Genomic DNA, 22300 nt, shown 5'->3' on the forward strand with positions numbered 1-22300 from the left:
CTACCGCTGAACCGACGTTAGGGTACAGGGGTGTCACGTCACCGGCGCCGCTGACCACGACCGCTCAAGCCCTGATCATCCGGAGATTCATCGCCATGACCTCAAGCGCCAAGGTAGCGCTGTCCGACGACGGCAAGCGCCTGATCCTCGACCTCGACGGACGTTCTCGCGAGCTCGCGGCCATGTGGCTGCGGGAGCGCTCGCCCGACGCCGAGACCCTGGATCCGGGCACCGGCCAGCGACTGATCGAGGCCGCCGAGCTGCCGCTCGACCTCACCCTGCTGCACGCCGAATGCGACGGCGACGCCCTGGCCCTGCGCTTCAGCGACGGTCACGCGACGCGTTTTCCGCTCGCCGCCGTGGTTGCCGATGACACCGGGCCGAGCGATATCGTGCCGGGCCGCACCCTGTGGGACGCCGAGCTGTCTGGCCCGCCCCGAGCCGACTTCGCCGCCGCCGTCGCCGACGATGCCGCCCTGCTCGAGATGCTCGACGGCCTGCACCGCTATGGCGTCGCCCTGGTGTCCGGCGTGCCTGCGGACGAACACGGCATGCAGGCGCTGATCGACCGCATCGGCCCGCTGCGTCACACCAACTGGGGCGGCATCGCCGACGTCAAGTCGGTGGCCAACGCCTATGACCTGACCATGACCCAGCGCGGCCTGGAGCCGCACACCGACAACCCCTACCGCGATCCGATCCCCGGCTATATCTGGCTGCACTGCCTGACCAACGCCGCCGACGGGGGGGACAACACCCTGGTCGATGGCTACCGCGCGGCCCAGGTGCTGCGCGAACGCGACCCGGCGGCCTTCGACTGCCTGACCCGGGTGTCCCCGCGCTTCCGCTATCGCGACGAGAGCACCTGGCTGGAGAGCGAGGGTCCGCTGATCGAGCTGGACAGCCAGGGTCGGGTGAGCCGCGTGCGCTTCAACAACCGCACCGAGCAGGTCGACGCCCTGCCGGCCGATGAGCTCGAGCGCTACTACGCCGCACGTCACGCCTTCTATGCGCTGATCACCTCCGAGGAGCTCACCGTGCACCTCAAGCTGGACCCGGGCCAGATGCTGATCATGGACAACTATCGCCTGTTCCACGGCCGCCGCGCCTTTGAACTGGCCGGCGGCGTGCGCCACCTGCGCCAGGGCTACGTCGATCGCGACAGCACCGCCAGCCGCCGCCTGACCCTGCGCCACCAGTTGACCGACATCACCACCCCCGAGGAGGTCGCATGAACCAGGCCCGTTTCCGCCACTTCGGCGAGGCCAACCGCGACGAGTGGGCGCTGATCGACGACCGCTTCCGCGACTACGTCAACGACGCCCCCCGCCGCGTGCTCGAACACCTTCACCGCCTGGCCGGCGACACCCACGGCTATCCCGTGGATCGCTTCGAGCACTGCCTGCAGACCGCCACCCGCGCCCTGCGAGCCGGCGCCGATGAGGAAATGGTGGTCTGCGCCCTGCTGCACGACATCGGCGACGACCTGGCACCGGCCAACCACGCCGAGATCGCCGCGGGCATCCTCGAGCCGTTCATCGATCCGCTCAACGCCTGGATGATCCGTCATCACGAGCTCTTCCAGGGCTATCACTACCGCCACTACTTCGGCCTGGATCGCCACGCCCGGGAACAGTTCAGGGACCATCCGGCCTATGAGCGCACGGTGCGCTTCTGCGACGACTGGGATCAGGCCAGCTTCGACCCCGACTACGACACCCTGCCGCTCGAGCACTTCGTGCCGATGGTGGAACGGGTGCTGACGCGCGCGCCCTTCGGCGGTCTGCCGCCCATCGTCGAGGAGGAACCCCGTTCATGAACTGTGCCCAGCACCTCATCGCCCTGCTCGAGGCCCACGGCGTCGACACCGCCTTCGGCATCCCCGGCGTGCATACCATCGAGCTGTATCGTGCCCTCGGCGACAGTGGCCTGAGCCACGTCACCCCGCGCCACGAACAGGGCGCCGGCTTCATGGCCGACGGCTACGCCCGTGCCAGCGGTCAGCCCGCGGCCTGCTTCATCATCTCAGGCCCCGGCATGACCAATATCGCCACCGCCATGGGCCAGGCCCTGGCCGACTCGGTGCCGATGCTGGTGATCTCCAGCGTCAACCAGCGCGCCACCCTGGGCCGCGGCCAGGGCCGGCTGCACGAGATGCCGCACCAGGGCGAGACCCTCGCCGGCGTCAGCGTGTTCAGCCACACCCTGCATGACCCGGCGGCGCTGCCCGAAGTGCTAGCCCGCGCCTTTGCGGTGTTCGCGAGCGCCCGACCGGGCCCGGTCCACGTCGAGATTCCCCTCGACGTGATGACCGCGCCGGCCCCCGATACCGTGGCCACACCGACCTCGGTGTTTCCGCCGGCGCCGGCCCCCGCGGCACTGGCAAGGGCCGGAGACTGGCTGGTCGAGGCCAGGCGCCCGCTGGTGCTGCTCGGCGGCGGTACCACCGCCGTGCCGGAGCTCGCCCGGACTCTGGTCGATCGCCTCGATGCACCGACCTTCACCACCATCAACGCCAAGGGCGTGCTCGGCCGCGACCATCCGCTCGATCTCGGCGCCACCCAGAGCCTGCCCGCGGCACGCCGACTGGCCGCCGAGGCCGACGTGGTGCTGGCGATCGGCACCGAACTCGGGGAGACCGACTACGACCTGGTGTTCGACGGGGGCTTCCGGCTCGGCGGTCGGCTGATCCGCATCGACATCGATCCGCAGCAGCTGGGCCGCAACCAGACCGCGGATCTCGCCCTGCTCGCCGAGGCCGGCCAGGCGATGCGCGGGCTGCTCGATGTCCTGCCGGATGCCGCAGACCGCGACGGGGCCGCTCGCGCCGAGGCCGTGCGCGAGGCCCTGGCGCTGGGCGCGGACCCGGAGCTCGCCCCCTATGTACCGCTCTACGCCACCCTGCGCGAGGCGTTGCCCGAGGCGATCGTGGTCGGCGATTCCACCGGCCCGGTCTACGCCGGTAACTTCCTGGCCGCGATGCCGGCGCCAAGGCGCTGGTTCAACGCCGCCACCGGCTTCGGCACCCTCGGCTACGGCCTGCCCGCCGCCCTGGGCGCTGCCGTGGCCAGGCCCGACCAGCCGGTGGTCGCCCTGGTCGGCGACGGCGGCCTGCAGTTCGTGCTCGGCGAACTCGGCACTGCCCGCGACCTGGGCCGGCCGGTGGCGCTGGTGATCTGGAACAACGACGGCTATGACGAGATCCGCCGCTACATGTCGATGAGCGAGGTGCCGCATCTCGGCGTCGACCTGGCCGCCCCGGACTTCCGCGCCCTGGCCGAGGCCTACGACTGCCGCCATGTCGGCGTCACCGACCCGGCGAGCCTGCACGACGCCCTGGGCCGGCTCTGCGAGGCGGAAAGCCCGCTGATCATCGAGGTCGATGCCACCGCCTGGACGGCATCGCTCTGACACCTTGGGAAATCTCCCACCTCATGGCCGGCCGAGACCGGCCCACGACACAAGGAGACGTCCAGGAATGAAGACGCATACCAAGACCCTGACCCTGAGCCTGATCGCCGGCCTGAGCCTGGCCGGTCCGGCACTGGCCGCCGACCGCGACGACCGCCTGCGCCTGGTCGTGCCGCCCTGGCCCGGCGTGACCGTGAAGAGCGAGATCATGACCCAGCTCATCGAGCCGCTGGGCTACACCACCGAGACCCTGGAAATCAGCTCGACGGTGGGCTACAGCACGCTGCAGAGCGGCGACAGCGACGCCTTCCTGGCCGGCTGGATGCCCGCCCAGCAGGAGAGCTACGACGCCGCCATGGAGGCCGACGCCATCGTCGACCTGGGCAACAACGTCAACGGTGCCCGCATGGGCTTCGCGGTCCCCGACTACGTCTACGAGGCCGGCATCACCCGTGCCGAACAGCTCGCCGACCCGGAGGTCGCCGAACGCTTCGAGCGCACCATCTACAGCATCGAAAGCGGCTCCACGGTCACCGACATGATCGAGGGCGCCATCGACAGCAACACCCATGGGCTCGAAGGCTGGAAGCTGATGGCCTCATCGACCCCCGGCATGCTCAGCGAGGTGAACGGCGCCGTCGAGCAGGAGCGCTGGATCCTGTTCTACGGCTGGACCCCGCACTGGATGGTGCCCGAATACGACGCCCGCATCCTCGACGACTCGGCGAACATCTTCGGCGCCGACGGTGGCCGCAGCGACGTCAAGACCATCGTCGCCAAGGACTATGCCGAGGCCAATCCCAACCTGATCCGGCTGCTCGATCAATTCGAACTCTCCGCCGACGAGCAGAGCGAGTTCATCCTCGAATACAGCCTCAAGGAACGGGAGCTCGAGGACGTCGCCCATGAATGGCTGGTCGCCCATCCCCAGCGCGTGGCCAGCTTCCTCGAGGGCGTCACCACCCGCGAGGGCGACGACGCCCTGAGCGCCGTGGAGGCCAGCCTGTGACCCTTGCCCAGCACGAGCGCGAGATCCGCCGCGACCTGGCCGCCGCCTATCGGCTGATCGCCCTGGACGGCATGGACGACGGCATCTCCACCCATATCTCCGCGCGCCTGCCGGGCGAACGTTTCCTGCTCAACGCCTTCGGGCTGCGCTTCGAGGAAGTCCGCGAGGACAACCTGGTGATCGTGAATGCCGACGGCGAGGTGCTCGACGACCCCACCGGATTCGGCATCAATCCGGCCGGTTTCACCATCCACAGCGCCCTGCACGCGGCCCGTCCCGAGGTGGCCTGCGTGCTGCACACCCACACCGTGGCCGGGGTCGCGGTATCGAGCCTCGCCGAGGGACTGCTGCCGCTGAATCAGTGGGCGCTGCAGTTCCACGAGCGGCTCGCCTACCACGACTACGAGGGCATCGCCCTGGATCTCGACGAGCGCGAGCGCCTGGCCACCGACCTGGGTCCTCACTCGGCGATGATCCTGCGCCAGCACGGCCTGCTGACCTGCGGTACAAGCGTCGGTGAGGCCTTCCTGCGCATGCGCGATCTCGAGCGCAGCTGCCAGGCCCAGCTGGCCGCCCAGGCCACCGGCCGGCCGCTGCTCGAGGCATCGCCGGCCATGGCCGAGCACGTCGCCCGCCAGTACGAGGCCTGGGCCGAGAGTCCCGGCGGCACCGACCGGGCCTGGCAGGCCGAACGACGCCGCCTGACCGGTGACGCCCCCCGGGCTCAAACGACCCGCTGACACGACAGAGCGAGACAACGATGCGTTATTCCCGACTGACCCAGCGGATCGCCGGTGAGGGCGCCGCCGCCTGGGACATCCACAACCGCGCCCTGGCCCGCCGGGCCGCCGGCGAGGACATCACCGTGCTGTCGGTGGGCGACCCGGATTTCGACACCCCGGCGCCGATCGTCGAGGGCGCCGTAGCCAGCCTGCGCGCCGGTGCCACCCACTACCCCGACGTGCAGGGCAAGCGGGCCCTGCGGGAGGCCATCGCCGAGCGCTACCGCAAGCGCGGCATGGCCGTCACACCGGAGCACCTGATCGTGGTCGCCGGCGCCCAGTGCGGTCTCTACGCCGCCGCCCAGTGCCTGCTCGATCCGGACGACGAGGTGATCGTCCCCGAGCCGAGCTACGTCACCTACGAGGCGGTGCTGCAGTCCACCGGCGCTCGCATGGTGCATATCCCGCTGCGCGGCGACGCCGGCTTCCGCCTGGACGTGGCCGACCTGGAGGCGGCCATCACCCCGCGCACCAAGGCGATCCTGCTCAACAGTCCCCATAATCCCACTGGCCAGCTGATCGATGCCGCGGCCTGGGCGGCCATCGCCGCGCTGTGCCGACGCCACGACCTGTGGCTGATCTCCGACGAGGTCTACGCCGAGCTGATCTTCGAGGGCGATCACGTCTGCGCCGCGAGCCTGCCCGACATGGCCGAGCGCACCGTGGTGATCGACAGCCTCTCCAAGTCCCATGCCATGACCGGCTGGCGGCTGGGCTGGGTGCTGGGCCCGGAACCCCTGATCGAGCATCTGAGCCACCTCGCGCTGTGCATGCTCTACGGCTGCCCGGACTTCATCCAGGACGCCGCCCGCGACGCCCTGAGTGCCCCCCTGCCCGAGCTCGACGCCATGCGCGAAACCTACCGCGGCCGGCGCGACGCGGTGGTCGCTGCGCTCAGCGGCTGTCCGTCGGTGAAGGTCATCACGCCCGCCGCCGGCATGTTCCTGATGATCGATATCCGTGCCACCGGGCTGTCGTCCCAGCCCTTCGCCGACCGCCTGCTCGACGAGCAGGGCGTCTCGGTACTGTCCGGCGAGGCCTTCGGCCCCTCCGCCGCCGGTTTCGTGCGCCTGAGCCTCACCGTCGACGCGGCCCGTCTCGACGACGCCTGCCGCCGCCTGGCGCGCGTCGCCGAGCAGGCCCGTGCCGGCACCCTTTCCACCATCGAATGAGTCGCCTATGACGTCATCGCTACAAACTCCTTCCACTGACGCCTCGCACCGCCTGGCGGTGGAGGCCCGACACCTCGTCAAGCGCTACGGCGACCTCGAGGTGCTGCGCGACGTGTCTCTCGAGGTTCCCGAGGCCAGCGTTACCTCGATCATCGGCGCCAGCGGCTCGGGCAAGAGCACCCTGCTGCGCTGCCTCAACCTGCTGGAACGCCCCGACCAGGGCGATCTGGCGATTGCGGATGAGACGATTCGATTCGACCGCAATCCCCAGGGCGACATCGTCGGCCTCGACCGGCGCCAGCTGCAGCAGCTGCGCGCCAAGGTCAGCATGGTCTTCCAGCAGTTCAATCTCTGGCCCCACTTCACGGTGCTGGGCAACGTCACGGAGGCGCCGATGCGCGTGCAGGGCCTGTCGAAACGCCAGGCCATCGAGCGCGCCGAGTACTACCTGGAGCGCGTCGGCATGGCCGACAAGCGCGACGGCTACCCGGGGTTCCTGTCCGGCGGTCAGCAGCAGCGGGTCGCGATTGCCCGGGCGCTGGCCATGGAGCCGCGACTGCTGCTGTTCGACGAGCCCACCTCGGCGCTCGACCCGGAACGCGTCAGCGAGGTGCTCGGCGTGATCCGCGACCTGGCCGCCGAGGGTCGCACCATGGTGCTCGTGACCCACGAGATGGCCTTCGCCCGCGAAGTGTCCGACCAGGTGGTGTTCCTCGACCGCGGCTTCGTCGGCGAGGCCGGCTCGCCGCGCCAGATCTTCGAGGAGAGCCAGGATCCGCGCTGCCGGCGCTTCGTCGCGCCAGCGGCCTGAATGCCTCCCATCCCCTTTGGCTCTCCTGCCCGACGAGATGAGCACCGGGGACAAGGCGTAGCGAGGGTTTTTGCCATGGGCGAGGCGGAAGGAGAAGAACATTCGGTGAATGTTCTTCCCGCCGAGCGGGTTGGCCAAGGATGGTCAACCCCGGCCCTGCAAGCGGCGCAGGATGCAAGAGCGCCGCAGGGCAAAAGTAGCGCCCAGGGATGGGGTCACAGCGCCTCGCTATGGTCCGGCACCCCGGGGCTTGTCGCCGGAACAGCTCATCGCTTACACGAGCAGAGAGTCACTCACGCCCGACACGACAATACCAAGGAGAACTGCATGAACCGTCCCCTGATCGCCCTGACCGCCGCGGCCGCCCTCGGCCTCTCCGCCACCGCCCAGGCCGGCGAACCGCTGAAGATCGGCATCTCCGCCGAACCCTACCCGCCGTTCACCTACACCTCCTCCGAGGGCGAGTGGACCGGCTTCGAGGTCGAGCTGGGCATGGCCATCTGCGAGGCCATGGAACGTGACTGCGAGATCACCCCCACCGGCTGGAGCGGCATCATCCCCTCGCTCAAGGCCGGGCGTATCGACATGATCATGAACTCCATGTCGATCACCGCGGCCCGCCAGCGGGTCATCGACTTCAGCGAGCCCTACTACTTCACCCCGGGCGCCTTCGTGGCCGCCGAGGACCTGACGCTTGCCGGCCCGGACGACCTCGACGGCAAGGTGCTCGGCGTACAGGCCGCTACCACCAACGCGACCTACGCCCGCCGCGCCCTGCGCGACCAGGTCGGCGACATCCGCCTTTACGATCAGGCCGAACAGGTCAACCGCGACCTGCTGTCCGGCCGCCTGGACGTGATCCTGGCCGACAAGATCGCCATGACCGAACTCCTCGAGCGCGACGAGGCCGAGGGCTTCGAGATCAAGGCCACCGCGCCGCGCCACGAGGCCTACGGCGAGGGCGTCGGCATCGGCATCCGCCAGGACGACGACACCCTGGAGACCGACCTCAACGCCGCCATCGCCAAGGTGCGCGAGGACGGCACCTGCCGCGCCCTGTCCGAACAGTACTTCGACACCGACATCTGCACCTGATTCGTTCCTCGACGACGCTCGTCCGGCGGCCCTCGCGGCCGCCGGCCCCGCCCTGTCTCATCAAGGACACGATTTCCCCATGAACCACGTTTCCCAAGAGGGGCTGCTCGACTGGGCCGGCCCGATCCTTCAGGGGGCGCTCACGACCCTCGAGATCGCCGTGCTGGCCTATGCCATCGGCCTGGTGCTGGGGCTGATCGGCGCCAGCGCCCGGCTCAGCCCCTGGGCACCGCTGCGCGGCCTGGCCACGGCCTACTCCACCGCGGTACGGGCCGTCCCCGAGCTGTTGCTGATCATCCTGCTCTACTACGCCGGCTCCCAGGCGCTCACCGCCCTGACCAATGCCATGGGGCTGCCCGGCCAGGTCGCCATCAACGGCTTCGTCACCGCCGTGGGCGTGCTGGCCTTCGTCCAGGGCGCCTACATGACCGAGGTGATGCGCGGCGCCATCCAGGCGATACCCCGCGGTCAGCTCGAGGCCGCCGACGCCTTCGGCTTCTCCGCCTGGGACCGCTTCCACCGCATCGTCGTCCCGGCCATGCTGCCCCATGCCCTGCCCGGGATGTCCAACCTGTGGCTGATCCTGATCAAGGACACCGCGCTGATCAGCGTGATCGGCTTCAGCGAGCTGTTCTTCACCATCCAGCAGGCCGCCGCCAGCACCCGTGCGCACTTCCTGTTCTACGCCGCCGCCGGGGTCATCTACCTGGCCATGACGCTGAGCTCCACGGCGCTGTTCACGCGCCTCGAGCAGCGCGTGCGCCGCGGCCAGCCGACCGGCGAGGAGGCCTGACATGGACTTTTCCTGGCTTCAGGACCCGTTCTATCAGGAGTACCTGATCGAGGGCTTCGTCAACACCCTGTGGCTGCTGGCCGTCTCCGCCGTGGGCGGCCTGGCGCTGGCCGTGGCGGTGGCCATGGCGCGTCTCAAGGGCCCGCGCCCGCTGGCCATGCTGGCCAAGGGCTTCACCGTGGTGATGCGCGGCACGCCGCTGCTGGTGCAGCTGTTCTTCTTCTACTACGGCGTGGGACGGCTGCTGGAGGGCATTCCCGGCGTGCAGGACAGCATGATCTGGCCGCTGCTGCGCGATCCCTTCTTCTACGGCGCCCTGACCTTCACCCTCAGCGTCGGCGCCTACTCCGGCGAGGTGCTGCGCGGCGCCCTGGCCAGCGTGCCCCCGGGCGAGCGCGAGGCCGGCCGCGCCTTCGGCATGACGCCCTTCCAGGTGTTTGCCCGGCTGTGGCTGCCGCGCGCCATTCAGCGCTGTCTGCCGACCCTGACCGGCGAGATGATCCTGCTGCTCAAGTCGGTGCCGCTGGTCTCGACCATCGCCCTGATGGACCTGCTCCAGGCCGCCAACATCATTCGCGACGAGACCTTCCTGGTCTACGAGCCGCTGATGCTGATCGCCGGCATCTACCTGGCCATGACGGTGGTGCTGACCCTGGTGCTGCGCCAGGTCGAGCGCCACTTCCCCGGCATGCAGCCGACGCGCCGCCGCTTCCCCCTCCGCCGAGTCGAGAACGCCCCATGCAAGCACTGACCCAACACTTCATCGACGGCCGCTGGGTGGAAAACCGCGGCCACCGGCGCCTGCCGGTCAGCGACCCCTACCACGAGACGGTGATCGCCGAGGTCACCGCCGGTTCGCCGCAGGACGTCGACGCCGCGGTGAGCGCGGCCCGGCGCGCCCTGGCCGGCTGGCGCGCCCTCGGTGGTGCCGCGCGCGGCGACAGCCTGGACGCCCTGGCCGAGGCGCTGGTGGCGCGCCGCGACGAGCTCGCGGCGCTGTCCAGCCGCAACAACGGCAAGCCACTGGCCGAGGCCGAACAGGATCTGGCCGACGCCATCGCCTGCTACCGCTACTACGCCGGCGAGGCCCGCGCGCTGGATGAACGCCAGGGCGAGGCCGTGGACACCGGCGAGGCGGGGCTGGTATCGCGCCGCTACCGGGACCCGGCCGGCGTGGCCGGGCTGATCACGCCCTGGAACTTCCCGCTGGTCAGCAGCGCCTGGAAGCTGGCCCCGGCGCTGGCCGCCGGCTGCACGGTGGTGTTCAAGCCCTCCGAGGTCACCCCTTTGCCGGAGCAGGCGCTGGCCGAGATCGCCGAGGCCATCGACCTGCCGCCCGGCGTGCTCAACCTGGTGCACGGCGACGGCGGCAACGTCGGCGCGCCGATCGCCGCCCACCCGGGTATCGACAAGCTGTCCTTCACCGGCAGCAACCGGGTCGGCGAGGCGGTGATGGCCGCGGCGACCCGGGGCTCCCGCAACGTCTCGCTGGAACTCGGCGGCAAGTCGCCGATTCTCGTCACCGAGGACGCCGATCTGGATCACGCCGCCGCGCTGGTGCTGGCCGGTTTCTGCTACAACGCCGGCCAGATGTGCTCGGCCACCTCGCGGCTGCTGGTCCACGAACAGGTCGCCGACGCCCTGCATGCGCGGCTGGACGCCGCCGTGGCCGAACTCGTCGCCGGCGATCCGCATGACCCGGCGACCACCCTTGGGCCGCTGGTCAACGCCGGCCAGCGCCGCCGGGTGAGCGCCTACCTGGCGGAGGCCGAGGAAGAGGGGCTCACGCCGACCGCGACGCCGATCGCCGTGCCCGGGAACGGCCACTTCGTCGCCCCGCGGGTGTTCCGCGACGTGCCGACCGCGAGCCGGCTGTGGCGCGAGGAGGTGTTCGGGCCGGTGCTGTGCGCACGGACCTTCCAAAACGACGACGAGGCGGTGGCGCTGGCCAACGACAGCGCCTTCGGCCTGGCCGCCAGCGTGGTCGCCGGCAGCGATGCACGAGCCGAAATCCTGGCATCCCGCCTCGTCGCCGGCAACGTCTGGTGCAACACCGGCCAGATCGCCCCGCCCGGGCTCGGCTGGGGCGGCATGAAAGGCAGCGGCATCGGTCGCGAGCTCGGCCGCGAGGGGCTCGAGGCCTATCTGGAGACGCGCTACGTCACCCGGCCGGCCTGAACACCAGCTGACCTTTCCTCCTTCCCGCAACGCAACGGGGCCGCCCAGAAGGCGGCCCCGTCGTCGTCAGGATGGGTATGCTCTATGCCAACCGTGCCCCGTTGGGCACCCCCAGATCGGGCACGGCCAGCGCCACGGCGCCATCCTCGCAGTGAAAGCCGGTGACCAGGCACTCCGAGGTCATCGGGCCGATCTGTCTCGGCGGGAAGTTGACCACCGCGATCACCTGCTTGCCGACCAGCTCGTCCGGCGCGTACAGCTCGGTGATCTGGGCGCTGGACTTGCGTACCCCGATGGCCTCGCCGAAGTCGACCCGCAGCTTGTAGGCCGGCCGCCGCGCCTCGGCAAAGACCTCGGCCTCGACGATGGTGCCCACGCGCAGTTCGACCCTGGCGAAGTCCGCCCATGCGATCTGTTCCATGAGGGTGTTCTCCTTATCTCTTGAACGTGCCCAGCCACGCGGCGGGCGTTATCACCGCGACGAGTCTGTCGCCTCCGGCGATCGCCGGTCCTTGCGACCGCTCAACATGCCGCTACCGATCAGCGCCCCGCCGCAGATCAGCAGCGCGGCGAGCAACAGCGTCGGGCTGGGGGCGGCCAGGCCGGCGGCGATCAGCACCAGGGTCGAGCACAGCGGCGTGGCATAGGACATGAGCCCCAGCAGCCGCACGTGACCACGCTTCATGCCGAGATCCCAGGTGAAGAAGGCGCTGCCCACGGGGCCCAGCCCCAGAGCCAGGATCGCCCACAGGTTGGCGCCTTCCGGCCAGCCGCGCGGCTCCCAGGCCAGATGACAGGCGAGCGCCAGCACCGCGGCGCCGAGGCAATTCCAGGCCACCGCCGTGGTCGGAATCCGCGACAGCAGCCGCGAGGCCACGGAATAGCCGCTCCAGATGAAGGCCGCCAGCAGCGCCACCAGATAGCCCGGCGTGTATTCGCCGGACCAGTCGAAGCCGTCGGGTCCCACCAGCAGCCCCGCACCGATGAAGCCGCACACGCCGCCCACCAGGTGAATCCCGCGCAGGCGCTCGCCGGGCAGCAGCCAGCCGGCCAGGATCACGATCAGCAGCGGCCACAGATAGCTGATCAGCCCGGCGTTGGCCGCCGGCGCGTTCTGCTGGGCGATGAAGTAGCACAGGTGATAGCCAAACAGCCCGCCCACGCCCAGCAGCCAGCCCGCCGGCGGCTGGCGGAAGGCCTCGGCCAGGGCGCGCTTCTCGCCACGCAGCAGGAACACCAGCAGCGCCAGGCCGCCGGCCAGGCCGAAGCACAGCGCGGTCAGCAGGAAAGGCGGCACCGGGCCGGCCCATTGGGTGAACAGCGCCAGCGTCGCCCAGCTCAGGACGGTACTGGCGCCCCACAGGGTGGCGCGGCGCGCCTCGGCGGGGGAAACAGCCGACATGTCGATTCTCCACTCACGGGTCGGCTGGGCAGTATGGGGGACGAGAAAGACGAAGGCTTGTCGATTTCGGCCGTCACCGAACGCGACGAAACGCGCTCGGCGGCTGCCCGCGCCAGCGCCGGAAGTGGCGGCTGAACTGGGCGCCGTCGGCGAAGCCACAGGCCAGGGCAATCTCGGTAAGGGAGGCATCGCTGGTCATCAGCAGCCGCTCGGCCAGTGCCAGTCGCTGCCGCGTAAGCCACTGCCAGGGCGTCAGGCCGGTGATCTCGGTGAGACTGCGACGCAGCTGCCGTTCGGAGAGCCGTGACGCCTCGGCCAGCCGCGCCAGGCTCCAGGGCGTCGCCGGGTCGGCCTGGACCCGCCGGGTCAGGCTCGCCATGTTGAGCCGTGGTCCCCGCCACGCGGGCGCACCACCGAGCCGCGCCAGCAACCGCTCATCGTCCAGTCCGGCGGCCTCCTCCGGCGCCAGGCGCAGGAAGCGAATTCGCTCGAACAGCGTATCCACGGCCTCGCCCACGGGCAGATCCAGCACGCGGCAGCGATTGTCGGCATCGAGCCCCAGGTAGTGATGGGTCGCCGCGGCGGGAATCAGGCACACGCTCCCCGGGCCCATGGCGGCGCCACGCCCCTCGACCTCGACGTCCACGCGGCCGCCGAGCCCCACCAGCAGCTGGTGGTAGTCGTGGGTATCGCTCAGGCAGTCGAGCGGATAGGAGCGCTCGACGCTGCCGATCAGGGGAGAAAGATCACGGCTCATGGGCCAAGGATGCCGCCTGGGACGATGGGATGCCAATCCGTCGCCGCTGTCACAACCTCAGCCGCGGGCCGATGAAGTCGAGAAAGGCGCCGATCCGCGGCGACAGCGCGGTGTTGCGGTAGTAGACCGCCTGCACCCGCTCGCGCGGGTTGGGGCTGACGATATACGCGTCCAGCAGGCCGACCAGATCGCCCCGCGCCAGATCCTCTCGAATCATGAAGCGTGACAGGCATGCAATGCCGTGGCCCGCCAGGCACAGTTCGCGCATCACCTCGCCGCTGGAGGTCGTGAGCGAGGGACGGATATTGGGCCCCTGCGATGACAGGCCCGCCACCGGCCAGTAGTTCAGCGCCTCGGCGTTGATGAAGCCCAGCAGTCGATGCCCATGCAGGGCCTGCGGCACGTCGGGCGCGCCGTGCCGCTCGAGATACGATGGGCTCGCCACCAGCCGCAGCGGCGACTGACCCAGGCTGCGGGCATGCAGGGTGGAATCCTCGAGGCCGCCGATGCGGATCGCCACATCGGCACGCTGCTCGAGCAGGTTGATGATGTCGTCGGAAGCGCAGAGCTCCAGTTCGATGCCGGGATACGCCGCCTGGAACTCCCCGATCAGCGGCACCAGCTGATGCAGGATGAAGGGCGTGGCCGCGTCCACGCGCAGCGGGCCGCTGGGGCGCTCTCGGCCGATCCTCACCGCCTCTTCGGCTTCTTCCAGCACGCCGAGCCCCTCACGCACGCGTTCGGCGAAGCGCCGCCCCTCGCTGGTCAGGATGATGCTGCGGGTGGTGCGGTTGAGCAGCGGTGCATCGAGCCGCCGCTCCAGACGCTGGACGGCTCGGGACACCCGGGACACCGGCACGCCCAGTTGACGCGCCGCGGCACTGAAGCTTCCGCTGTCCACCACCGCCAGCAACAGGCTGAGTTCGTCCGTGCGGCTGTCCATGCGTGTCTCCTTAGGGCCATTCGTTCGCCGTCAGGATCCCAGCCTTTGCATCAAACGCAAAGGTGTTTTGCACCTTGTCGCGATTGAAGCCCGCCCATGACGTCCCCACTCTTGAGCGCACGACTGATTAGGAGATTAACGAAAGCCCATGAATATCCTGCTGCTCAACGGTGCCAAGGCCTACGCTCATTCCGGTGGCCGCTACAACGACACCCTGCACGAGACGGCGCGTGGCACCCTGGCCGAACGGGGCCACACCCTGCAGGAAACGCGTATCGACGATGGCTACTCGGCAGACGCCGAGGTCGAGAAATGGCGCTGGGCCGACGTCATCATCCTGCAGATGCCGGGCTGGTGGATGGGGGCGCCATGGACCGTCAAGCGCTATCTGGACGAAGTGCTGACCACCGGCCATGGCACGCTCTACGCCAGCGACGGGCGCTCGCGCCACGATCCGACCCGGCAGTACGGCAGCGGCGGCCTGCTGCAGGGCAAGCGCTACCTGCTGTCGCTGACCTGGAACGCGCCGCAGGAGGCCTTCGACGCGCCCGGCGACTTCTTCGAGGGCCGCGGCGTCGACGCCGTCTACTTTCCGCTGCACAAGGCGCTGGAATTCCTCGGCATGAGCGCCCTGCCAACCTTCCTGGCCAACGACGTGATCAAGTCACCGGCCATCGACGCCCATCGGGATGCGTACCAGGCCCACCTGATACGCGTCCTCGACGAACCCGCTGACGCCTGAACCCGACCCAAGGAGCTTTCATGACGACCCATACGCTGCCCACCCCAGGTTTCGGCACCTTCCGCCTCGAGGGCGACACCCTCAAGCAAAGCGTGCTGACCGCGCTCGAACTCGGCTATCGCCACATCGACACCGCGCAGTTCTATGGCAACGAGGCCGAGGTCGGCCAGGCCATCGCCGAGAGCGGCATTCCCCGCGAGGAGATCTTCCTGACCACCAAGGTCTGGCATGATCGCCTTTCGCCCGCCGACCTGGAGGCCAGCGCCGAGGAGAGCCTGAACAAGCTCGGCACCGACCACGTCGACCTGCTGCTGATCCACTGGCCCTCGCCCAACGACGAAGTGCCCATGGTCGACTACCTGACGGCGCTCAAGAAGGTGCAAGAGGCCGGCAAGACCCGCCATATCGGGGTCTCGAACTTCACCCGCGCCCAGCTCGACCGGGCCGTCGAGATCCTCGGCGAGGGCGCCCTGCTGACCAACCAGATCGAGGTGCATCCCTTCCTGCAGAACCGGGCGCTGATCGAGCACTGCGAACGCCACGGCATCGCGGTGACCGCCTTCATGCCGCTGGCCGTGGGCAAGGTGATGGACGACGAGACCCTGGCGCGCATCGCCGACGCCCATGACGCCAGCCCGGCGCAGATCGCCCTGGCCTGGCTGAACCGGCAGGGTATCGTGACCATTCCGTCCTCCACCAAGGCGAAGAACATCCGCAGCAACCTGGTCGCCCTCGAAATCACCCTCAGCGACGAGGAGATGCAGGCCATCGCCGCCCTCGATCGTGGCGAACGCATCGCCAACCCGGATTTCGCGCCGGCCTGGGACTGACGCCAGGCTTTACCAACGGCGACATCCGATCCACGCTGACATTCCCGACACATTCCGAAACGGGCCCGACATGCCGGGCCCGACACCCCAGGAGACGCTTCGATGACACCGCGCATTCTGATCGTGCTGACCTCTCACGACCGCCTCGGCGACACCGGCGAGAAGACCGGTTTCTGGCTCGAGGAACTGGCCGCCCCCTACTATGTGTTCCAGGACGCCGGCGCCGAACTCACCCTGGCCTCGCCCAAGGGCGGCCAGCCGCCCCTGGATCCCAAGAGCGATGCCGAGGAGAGCCAGACAGAGGCGACCCGCCGCTTCCAGCAGGACGCCGAGGCCAAGGCCCGGCTCGCCGCCACGCAGCGCCTGGCCGACGTCAAGGCCGACGACTATGACGCCATCTTCTATCCGGGCGGCCACGGCCCGCTATGGGACCTGGTCGACGACGCCGACTCGGTCCGCCTGATCGAGGCCTTCTGGGCCCAGGGCAAGCCGGTGTCCACGGTCTGCCACGCGCCCATTGTGCTGCTCAACGCCCGCGACGAGCACGGCAAGCCGCTGGTCGAGGGACGCGCGGTCACCGGCTTCACCAACGGCGAAGAGGACGCCGTGGGCCTGACCGAGATCGTGCCGCAGCTGGTCGAGGATGCCCTGATCGCCAAGGGCGGCCGGTATACCAAGGCCGACGACTTCGCGCCCTACACCCGCCAGGACGGCAACCTGATCACCGGTCAGAACCCGCCTTCCTCCGAGCCTGTCGCCCGCTGCCTGATGGACGCCCTGAAGGGCTGAGTCCGGCTCACGGGAGCCGCCACCACGGGCGGGGTCGGCCATGCCGGCCCCGCCCGTTGTCCATCAGCACCATCGATCCCCGCCGCCTCGACGCGCTATGCTGAGGCTCCTACCGATCTCATGACGCAAAGGAGCCTGCCATGAACCGTATCGCCTTCATCACCGGTGCCACCTCCGGATTCGGACGCGCCTGTGCCCACCGCTTCGCCGAGGCGGGCTGGTCGCTGGTGCTCTCCGGCCGCCGCGAGGAACGCCTCGCGGAGCTTCGCGAGGCGCTCGAGGACAAGGTCCCGGTCCACACGGCGGTACTCGACGTGCGCGACGACGCCGCAGTGAAGGCCATGGTCGAAGCCCTGCCCGACGAGTTCGCCGGAGTGACCTGCCTGATCAACAACGCCGGCCTGGCCCTGGCGCCCCAGCCGACGCAGCAGGTCGACCTCGCCGACTGGCACACCATGATCGATACCAACGTCCGCGGGCTGGCCAACGTCACTCATGCGCTGCTGCCGACGCTGATCGAACAGGGTGCCGGCACCAGCATCATCAATCTTGGCTCGGTAGCCGGCGATACACCCTACCCCGGCAGCCATGTCTATGGCGCCACCAAGGCCTTCGTCAAGCAGTTCAGCTACAACCTGCGCTGCGACCTGCTGGGCACCGGCGTACGCGTGACCGACGTGGCCCCCGGCCTGTCCGAGACCGAGTTCACCCTGGTGCGCACCGGCGGCAACCAGGACGCCCACGACGCTCTCTACCAGGGCACCACGCCGCTGTCCGCCGAGGACATCGCCGAACAGATCTTCTACGTCGCAACCCTCCCGGCGCACATCAACATCAACCGGATGGACGTGATGCCCGTGCGTCAGGCCTGGGCGCCCTTCGCCATCGACCGCGACTGAGCCGCGAAGACGACGAACGCCATCACTCGCCGGGCCAAGGCCCGGCGAGACGCCAGACACACAGGCAGCGCAAAATATGAAGTGCCAGGAAAGGAGGAAAGCCAGATAGCGAACAGGACGGGAAAAGCAGACACACAGACAAAAAGAAGCGGCCCGATGCATGGCATCGGGCCGCTTCTCGATATTCGATTGGTGGAGCCTAGCGGGATCGAACCGCTGACCTCAACACTGCCAGTGTTGCGCTCTCCCAGCTGAGCTAAGGCCCCACTGTTGCTCGCCGCTTCTGCCTTGCGAGAACGAGGCGAATACTACGCCGTCATGTCGGAGACGTCAAGCCCGGAACCCTCTTTTCAACACTGCACCGAGCATGGCCATGGCCGCAAACAGAGCCCATCGCAGACGGGCATGAAGCGATGATGTCGCGCGAGCCATGCTTGGACGCCGGCTTTTTGCCATTTAGCAAGCCTGGGCACCCTTGCCCACAAGAGAAGGCAAACGAGGGCCGAAGCCCCTCGGCGTTCGAGAGCCCATACTCGGCCAGGAACGCCTCCATCATGCTGGGCGAGGTCTACTCGCGCACCCGCGACACCACGTAGTCGGCGCCGACCTCGGCCACCTGGCGGCGCTGGTGCTGCGACAGCTCGATGCGCTCGACCAGCCCGCGCAGCACCTCCGCCTCGTCGACGCCGTAGTGGGCACGGATGCGCGCGCGGCTCGCTCACGGCATCGTGTGGATGACGGTTGGCTTCGTCCATGGTCGATCTCCTAGCGACGTCCAGCGCGTCGCCGATATTCAGGCTCGGATGGCGCCGTCGTTGTCGAAAGTTACACACATAGCGTAGGCCCCCTGCCATAGGGGCCCGAAGAGGCATGCGGCCGCGGCGGTGCCCTCAGGCTTTCCCGCAGCAGACTTCGCGCGGCGCACTCCTGCGCCCCGTGAAGCGGGTCACCCGAAAGGGCGCGAGGTCGAGGGCCGGAGGCTCGCCGGCCAGTCGGGCCACGAGCAGCTCGGCGGTGATCGCCGCCTGGGTCAGCCCCAGGTGCTGGTGGCCGAAGGCGAAGGCCACCGCCGGATGGCGCGGATGGACGTCGATCACCGGCAGCGAGTCCGGCAGCGTCGGGCGAAATCCCATCCACTCCTCGGCGCCGTCGTCGAGCCCGGCGGGATCGTGCAGCAGCGCCTCGGCATGCCGGCGAAGCGAGGCATAGCGGCGCGCCCGGGGCGGTAGCGCCAGCCCGCCAAGCTCGGTGAAGCCGACGATGCGCAGCCCGCAGCTCATGGGGGTCATCACGCAGCGGCGCTCCGCCGAGCCCACTGGCCGGCGCAGGGCCTGGCCGCGCCCGGGCAGCGTCAGGTGGTAGCCGCGCTCGGTCTCCAGCGGGATGCTCAGGCCAAGCCCGGCCGCCAGGCGATGGCTCCAGGCACCGGCGGCGACCACCGCGCGCTCGACGTCCCGCGTGCCATCGTCGGTGTGCAGCCGCACGCCCTCGCCCCGCGGTTCGAGGCGCGTCACGCCGTCCCGGTGCAGCTCGCCACCGCGGGCCTCGAAGGCCGCGGCCAGTCGGCGCACCAAGGCTTGGGGATCGCGCACCTGGTGCGCATCGCGGAAGTGGAGGCCGTGGCTGAGCGCGCCCGAGAGCCCCGGTTCCAGGGCGCGTAGCTCGTTCGCCTCGCACCACTCCACCGCGTGCCCCCAACGGCGAAGCTCGTCCATCCGCTTCCTCGCGGCGGCCCGTCCGCGCGGGGAGGCCCACACCTGCAGGTAGCCCGAGGCCACCAGCTCATGCTCGGCGCCGATGTCGGCCAGGCAGCGCCGCCAGGCGTCCACCGCGGCGCCGTTCAGGGCCGCCAGGGCCCGGCGCCCGCGTTCCACCTGGCCCGGCCGGGCGGCGGCCAGGAAGCGTGCCAGCCATGGGGCCAGCCGCGGCAGGTAGCGGGCCGGCAGCGCCAGGGCGCCGTGGGGATCGAACCACAGCCGCGGTGCCTGGCGCAGGCTCGCCGGGCTGGCCAGCGGGTCGATCAGCTCGGTGGCCAGGAAGCCGGCGTTGCCGTAGGAGGCGCCCTCCCCCGGCCCCTTGGGATCGAACACGCTCACCGCATGCCCCCGGCGCTGCAGGGCCAGGGCGGCGGTCATGCCGACCACCCCGGCACCGATTACCGCGATGCGGCTCATGCCCGCTCCCCTGCCGCCGCAGCGTCGTCCTCGGCGCGCCTGGAGAACCAGCCGAGCTGGGCATAGAGAATGCCGAACAGCGGCGACAGCCAGCAGGCGAAGGCCAGCGGGATGTACAGCAAGGCGCTGAAGTCGCCGGCGCTCACGGTCAGCCCCAGGGCACCGATCACGAAGGCGCCGCCCGCGTTCCAGGGCACCAGCGGCGAGACCAGGGTGCCGCCCTCCTCGATGGCCCGGGACAGGTTGAGGCGCGAATAGCCCAGCTCATCGTAGGCCGGCTTGTACATGCGTCCCGGCAGGGCGATCGACAGGTAGACGTCGCCGGACACCACGTTGGTGGCGATGGAGGTCAGGATGGCGCTGGTCTGCAGCCCGCGAAAGCCCTTGAGGCGCTTCATGATGGCGCCGACGATGGCCTCCAGGCAGCGGGTGCGCTCGAGCGCGCCGCCATAGGCCAGGGCGAACATCATCAGCGTCACCACCCAGGTCATCGAGGTCACGCCGCCGCGGTTGAGCAGACTGTCCAGGGTCTCGCTGCCGGTGACGACGCTGTAGCCGCTGTGGGCGAAGGTCAGGGCATCGTGCACGCTCGCGCCCTGGGTGAAGATGGCCACGCCGCCGCCCAGCATCACCCCGGTGAACAGCGCCGGAATCGGCGCCACCTTGAAGAACGCCAGGCCGATGACCACCACCAGCGGCAGCAGCTGCCAGGGGCCCATCACGAAGTTGTCGGCCAGGCCCTGCTTGATGGCGTCGATGCGCGTCAGGGTATCGGTCCCGCCGCCGCCGTCGGCCCCGCCGACCACGGCATATACTGCCAGCGCGATCAACATCGCCGGCACGGTGGTGGGCATCATGTTGCGGATATGGTCGAAGATGTTGGTCTCGGTGACCGCCGGCGACAGATTGGTGGTGTCGGAGAGCGGCGAGATCTTGTCGCCGAAGAAGGCGCCGGAGACCACCGCCCCGGCGGTCCAGTAGAGCGGCACGCCGAAAGCGTCGCCGATGCCCATCAGCGCCAGGCCCACGGTGCCGACGGTGGTCCAGGAGGAGCCGATCGACAGCGAGACCATCGAACACATCAGCATGGCCGCGGCCAGGAACCAGCTCGGGTCGATCAACTCCAGCCCCAGATAGATCAGCATCGGTACGGTGCCGCTGGCGATCCAGGTGCCCACCAGCATGCCGACGATGATCAGGGTGGCGATGGAGGGCATTGCCACGTGCAGCACCTGGAAGGCGCCGGACTCGATGTCCTTCCAGCGATAGCCCTGCAGCCAGCCGACCAGGGCGGTAATGCCGAAGCCGATGGCCAGCGGGATGTGCGGGGTGAAGTCGTCGTAGTAGAAGATCTGCACGCCCAGCAGGGCGATGGTCAACACCACCGGGATCAGCGCCAGCGGCAGGCGCGGCACCGGGATGGCCGGGGTCGAATAGTCTTGCATCTTGAAGGCTCCCCGGGCGGGACGCGCCCGCCCTTCTTTGTCGTTGTCATCGTGTCGCAGGAGGCGAAGCTTGTCGGGTCAGTCGCGGCAGCGCTCGTAGGCCAGGATGGCGGCGGCCAGGTCCTCCACCGAGGCGCCCACCGACTTGAAGACGGTGATCGCACGATCGGGGTCGGCCAGCGCCGCGCGGCCCGGATGTTTCCCGCCGCACAGGTCGGGGAAGTCGGCAAGGATGTCGGTCTCGCCGATCACGCCGCTGGCGATCGGGTCGATCAAGTCGCCGGTCTCGCTCAGCGCGCCCTCGCGGGTGTCGACGAACACCGCGCCGCGGCGCATCACCTCGTCGTCCGCCTCGCGCATGAAGGGCGTGAAACTGCCCACCAGGTCCAGATGGGTGCCCGGCGTCAGCCACTCGCCGTGGATCAACGGCTCGGGGCTCAGGGTGGCGCAGCTGATGATGTCGGCCCGCCCGGCGGCCTCGGCCAGGCCATCAGCCGGCACCGCCTGGGCGTCCAGGCCCTCGTCGCGCAGCTCCGCGGCCAATGCCTGGGCGCCGGTCTCGTGGATGTCCCAGATCCGCACCCGCTCGATGGGACGCACGGCGCGGTGCGCCGGGATCAGCCGGCGGCCCATGCGCCCCGCCCCTACCATCAGCAGCTCGCGGCTGTCTTCGCGGGCCAGGTAGCGGGCGGCCAGGGCGGATGCCGCCGCGGTGCGCCGGGCGGTCAGTTCGTTGGCCTCGAACTGGGCCAGGTGGTGTCCGGTGCGAGCGCAGCTCAGCAGGTAGTGGCCGGAGAGGCCCGGCTGGCCGCGGCCGCTGTTGCCGGGAAAGACGTTGACCTGCTTGACGCCGAGGTACTGGCCTTCGATCCAGGCCGGCATCAGCAGCAGGGTGGCGTCCGGGTCGCCCGGCACGTGCAGGTGATGATGATGGCGCACCGGCGAATGCACGGTGCGAGTGAAGATATCGTCCAGCGCTTCCACCAGCGCGCCCCAGGGCAAACTGATGGTGACTTGTTCGGCGTCGAGATACATGTCAGCCTCTTTTCAACGGTGCCCGAGCCAGTC

Annotated in this window: 23 protein-coding genes and 1 tRNA gene; 15 read left to right on the top strand and 9 right to left on the bottom strand. The window is 69.5% G+C overall.

Annotated elements, in window-relative coordinates; translation table 11 throughout:
* The first annotated feature begins 95 nt into the window (after nt 1–95).
* The 11 genes from tmpA (at nt 96) to QWG60_RS09680 (ending at nt 11251) form a co-directional block, all read left to right on the top strand.
* Nucleotides 96–1235 (top strand): 2-trimethylaminoethylphosphonate dioxygenase, encoded by a 1140-nt coding sequence (tmpA, locus tag QWG60_RS09630; RefSeq protein WP_146908980.1) that lies wholly within the window; start codon nt 96–98, stop codon nt 1233–1235.
* A complete protein-coding gene (locus QWG60_RS09635; RefSeq protein WP_035598260.1) occupies nt 1232–1819 on the top strand; it encodes an HD domain-containing protein in 588 nt (195 codons plus the stop codon). Before tmpA ends, QWG60_RS09635 begins: the two co-directional genes overlap by 4 nt.
* On the top strand, nt 1816–3411 hold the full coding sequence (locus tag QWG60_RS09640; RefSeq protein ID WP_046078062.1) for a 5-guanidino-2-oxopentanoate decarboxylase: 1596 nt from the start codon (nt 1816–1818) through the stop codon (nt 3409–3411). The genes QWG60_RS09635 and QWG60_RS09640 overlap by 4 nt, the downstream gene beginning before the upstream one ends.
* A 67-nt stretch (nt 3412–3478) precedes the next feature.
* The gene (locus QWG60_RS09645) at nt 3479–4420 is read left to right on the top strand and encodes an ABC transporter substrate-binding protein (protein ID WP_046078061.1); all 942 of its coding nucleotides are present in this window, start codon (nt 3479–3481) and stop codon (nt 4418–4420) included.
* Nucleotides 4417–5160, top strand: a complete 744-nt coding sequence (locus tag QWG60_RS09650) for a class II aldolase/adducin family protein (RefSeq protein ID WP_046078060.1) — start codon at nt 4417–4419, stop codon at nt 5158–5160. Before QWG60_RS09645 ends, QWG60_RS09650 begins: the two co-directional genes overlap by 4 nt.
* Before the next feature lie 20 nt (nt 5161–5180).
* Nucleotides 5181–6374 carry a pyridoxal phosphate-dependent aminotransferase gene (locus QWG60_RS09655; RefSeq protein WP_146908978.1) on the top strand — a complete coding sequence of 398 codons (1194 nt, stop codon included), beginning with the start codon at nt 5181–5183 and terminating at the stop codon, nt 6372–6374.
* A 7-nt stretch (nt 6375–6381) separates the two neighbouring features.
* Entirely contained in the window at nt 6382–7185 is an 804-nt protein-coding gene (locus QWG60_RS09660) for an ATP-binding cassette domain-containing protein (protein ID WP_046078058.1), read from the top strand.
* 327 nt (nt 7186–7512) lie between these two features.
* Nucleotides 7513–8280 carry a transporter substrate-binding domain-containing protein gene (locus QWG60_RS09665; RefSeq protein ID WP_046078057.1) on the top strand — a complete coding sequence of 256 codons (768 nt, stop codon included), beginning with the start codon at nt 7513–7515 and terminating at the stop codon, nt 8278–8280.
* A 79-nt stretch (nt 8281–8359) separates the two neighbouring features.
* A complete protein-coding gene (locus tag QWG60_RS09670; protein ID WP_035598240.1) occupies nt 8360–9073 on the top strand; it encodes an ABC transporter permease in 714 nt (237 codons plus the stop codon).
* 1 nt (nt 9074) lies between these two features.
* The gene (locus tag QWG60_RS09675) at nt 9075–9824 is read left to right on the top strand and encodes an ABC transporter permease (RefSeq protein WP_046078056.1); all 750 of its coding nucleotides are present in this window, start codon (nt 9075–9077) and stop codon (nt 9822–9824) included.
* The gene (locus QWG60_RS09680) at nt 9812–11251 is read left to right on the top strand and encodes an aldehyde dehydrogenase family protein (RefSeq protein ID WP_146908976.1); all 1440 of its coding nucleotides are present in this window, start codon (nt 9812–9814) and stop codon (nt 11249–11251) included. Before QWG60_RS09675 ends, QWG60_RS09680 begins: the two co-directional genes overlap by 13 nt.
* A gap of 82 nt (nt 11252–11333) precedes the next feature.
* Here QWG60_RS09680 and QWG60_RS09685 read toward each other — a convergent pair whose 3' ends face one another.
* From QWG60_RS09685 to QWG60_RS09700, 4 genes are all read right to left on the bottom strand, one after another.
* Nucleotides 11334–11672, bottom strand: a complete 339-nt coding sequence (locus QWG60_RS09685) for a tRNA-binding protein (RefSeq protein WP_146908974.1) — start codon at nt 11670–11672, stop codon at nt 11334–11336.
* 51 nt (nt 11673–11723) lie between these two features.
* Nucleotides 11724–12653, bottom strand: coding sequence for an aromatic amino acid exporter YddG (yddG, locus tag QWG60_RS09690; RefSeq protein ID WP_146908972.1), 930 nt, complete (start codon nt 12651–12653; stop codon nt 11724–11726).
* A gap of 73 nt (nt 12654–12726) precedes the next feature.
* The gene (locus QWG60_RS09695) at nt 12727–13410 is read right to left on the bottom strand and encodes a helix-turn-helix transcriptional regulator (RefSeq protein WP_146908969.1); all 684 of its coding nucleotides are present in this window, start codon (nt 13408–13410) and stop codon (nt 12727–12729) included.
* Between the two features lie 49 nt (nt 13411–13459).
* On the bottom strand, nt 13460–14353 hold the full coding sequence (locus QWG60_RS09700) for a LysR family transcriptional regulator (RefSeq protein ID WP_146908966.1): 894 nt from the start codon (nt 14351–14353) through the stop codon (nt 13460–13462).
* A gap of 148 nt (nt 14354–14501) precedes the next feature.
* Between QWG60_RS09700 and QWG60_RS09705 the strand changes: the two genes are divergently transcribed.
* From QWG60_RS09705 to QWG60_RS09720, 4 genes are all read left to right on the top strand, one after another.
* Entirely contained in the window at nt 14502–15095 is a 594-nt protein-coding gene (locus QWG60_RS09705; protein WP_107181489.1) for an NAD(P)H-dependent oxidoreductase, read from the top strand.
* A gap of 20 nt (nt 15096–15115) precedes the next feature.
* Nucleotides 15116–15925, top strand: coding sequence for a 2,5-didehydrogluconate reductase DkgB (gene dkgB, locus QWG60_RS09710; protein WP_146908964.1), 810 nt, complete (start codon nt 15116–15118; stop codon nt 15923–15925).
* Nucleotides 15926–16027: 102 nt separating this feature from the next.
* Complete coding sequence (locus QWG60_RS09715; protein WP_146908962.1) at nt 16028–16714, top strand: type 1 glutamine amidotransferase domain-containing protein; 687 nt, start codon at nt 16028–16030, stop codon at nt 16712–16714.
* Nucleotides 16715–16854: 140 nt separating this feature from the next.
* On the top strand, nt 16855–17613 hold the full coding sequence (locus QWG60_RS09720) for an SDR family NAD(P)-dependent oxidoreductase (RefSeq protein WP_146908959.1): 759 nt from the start codon (nt 16855–16857) through the stop codon (nt 17611–17613).
* 190 nt (nt 17614–17803) lie between these two features.
* Here the strand turns inward: QWG60_RS09720 and QWG60_RS09725 are convergent.
* From QWG60_RS09725 to lhpI, 5 genes are all read right to left on the bottom strand, one after another.
* Nucleotides 17804–17879 (bottom strand) — tRNA-Ala (locus QWG60_RS09725).
* A gap of 302 nt (nt 17880–18181) precedes the next feature.
* On the bottom strand, nt 18182–18283 hold the full coding sequence (locus QWG60_RS09730) for a hypothetical protein (RefSeq protein ID WP_290130897.1): 102 nt from the start codon (nt 18281–18283) through the stop codon (nt 18182–18184).
* A gap of 220 nt (nt 18284–18503) precedes the next feature.
* Nucleotides 18504–19787: an FAD-dependent oxidoreductase gene (locus QWG60_RS09735; RefSeq protein ID WP_146910362.1), complete on the bottom strand. Its 1284-nt coding sequence runs from the start codon at nt 19785–19787 to the stop codon at nt 18504–18506.
* Nucleotides 19784–21232 (bottom strand): Na+/H+ antiporter NhaC, encoded by a 1449-nt coding sequence (gene nhaC / locus QWG60_RS09740; protein WP_146910364.1) that lies wholly within the window; start codon nt 21230–21232, stop codon nt 19784–19786. The genes QWG60_RS09735 and nhaC overlap by 4 nt, the downstream gene beginning before the upstream one ends.
* A gap of 78 nt (nt 21233–21310) precedes the next feature.
* On the bottom strand, nt 21311–22267 hold the full coding sequence (gene lhpI / locus QWG60_RS09745; RefSeq protein WP_046078029.1) for a bifunctional Delta(1)-pyrroline-2-carboxylate/Delta(1)-piperideine-2-carboxylate reductase: 957 nt from the start codon (nt 22265–22267) through the stop codon (nt 21311–21313).
* Nucleotides 22268–22300 lie beyond the last annotated feature (33 nt).

The organism is Halomonas halophila, assembly GCF_030406665.1.
GTDB classification, from domain to species: domain Bacteria; phylum Pseudomonadota; class Gammaproteobacteria; order Pseudomonadales; family Halomonadaceae; genus Halomonas; species Halomonas halophila.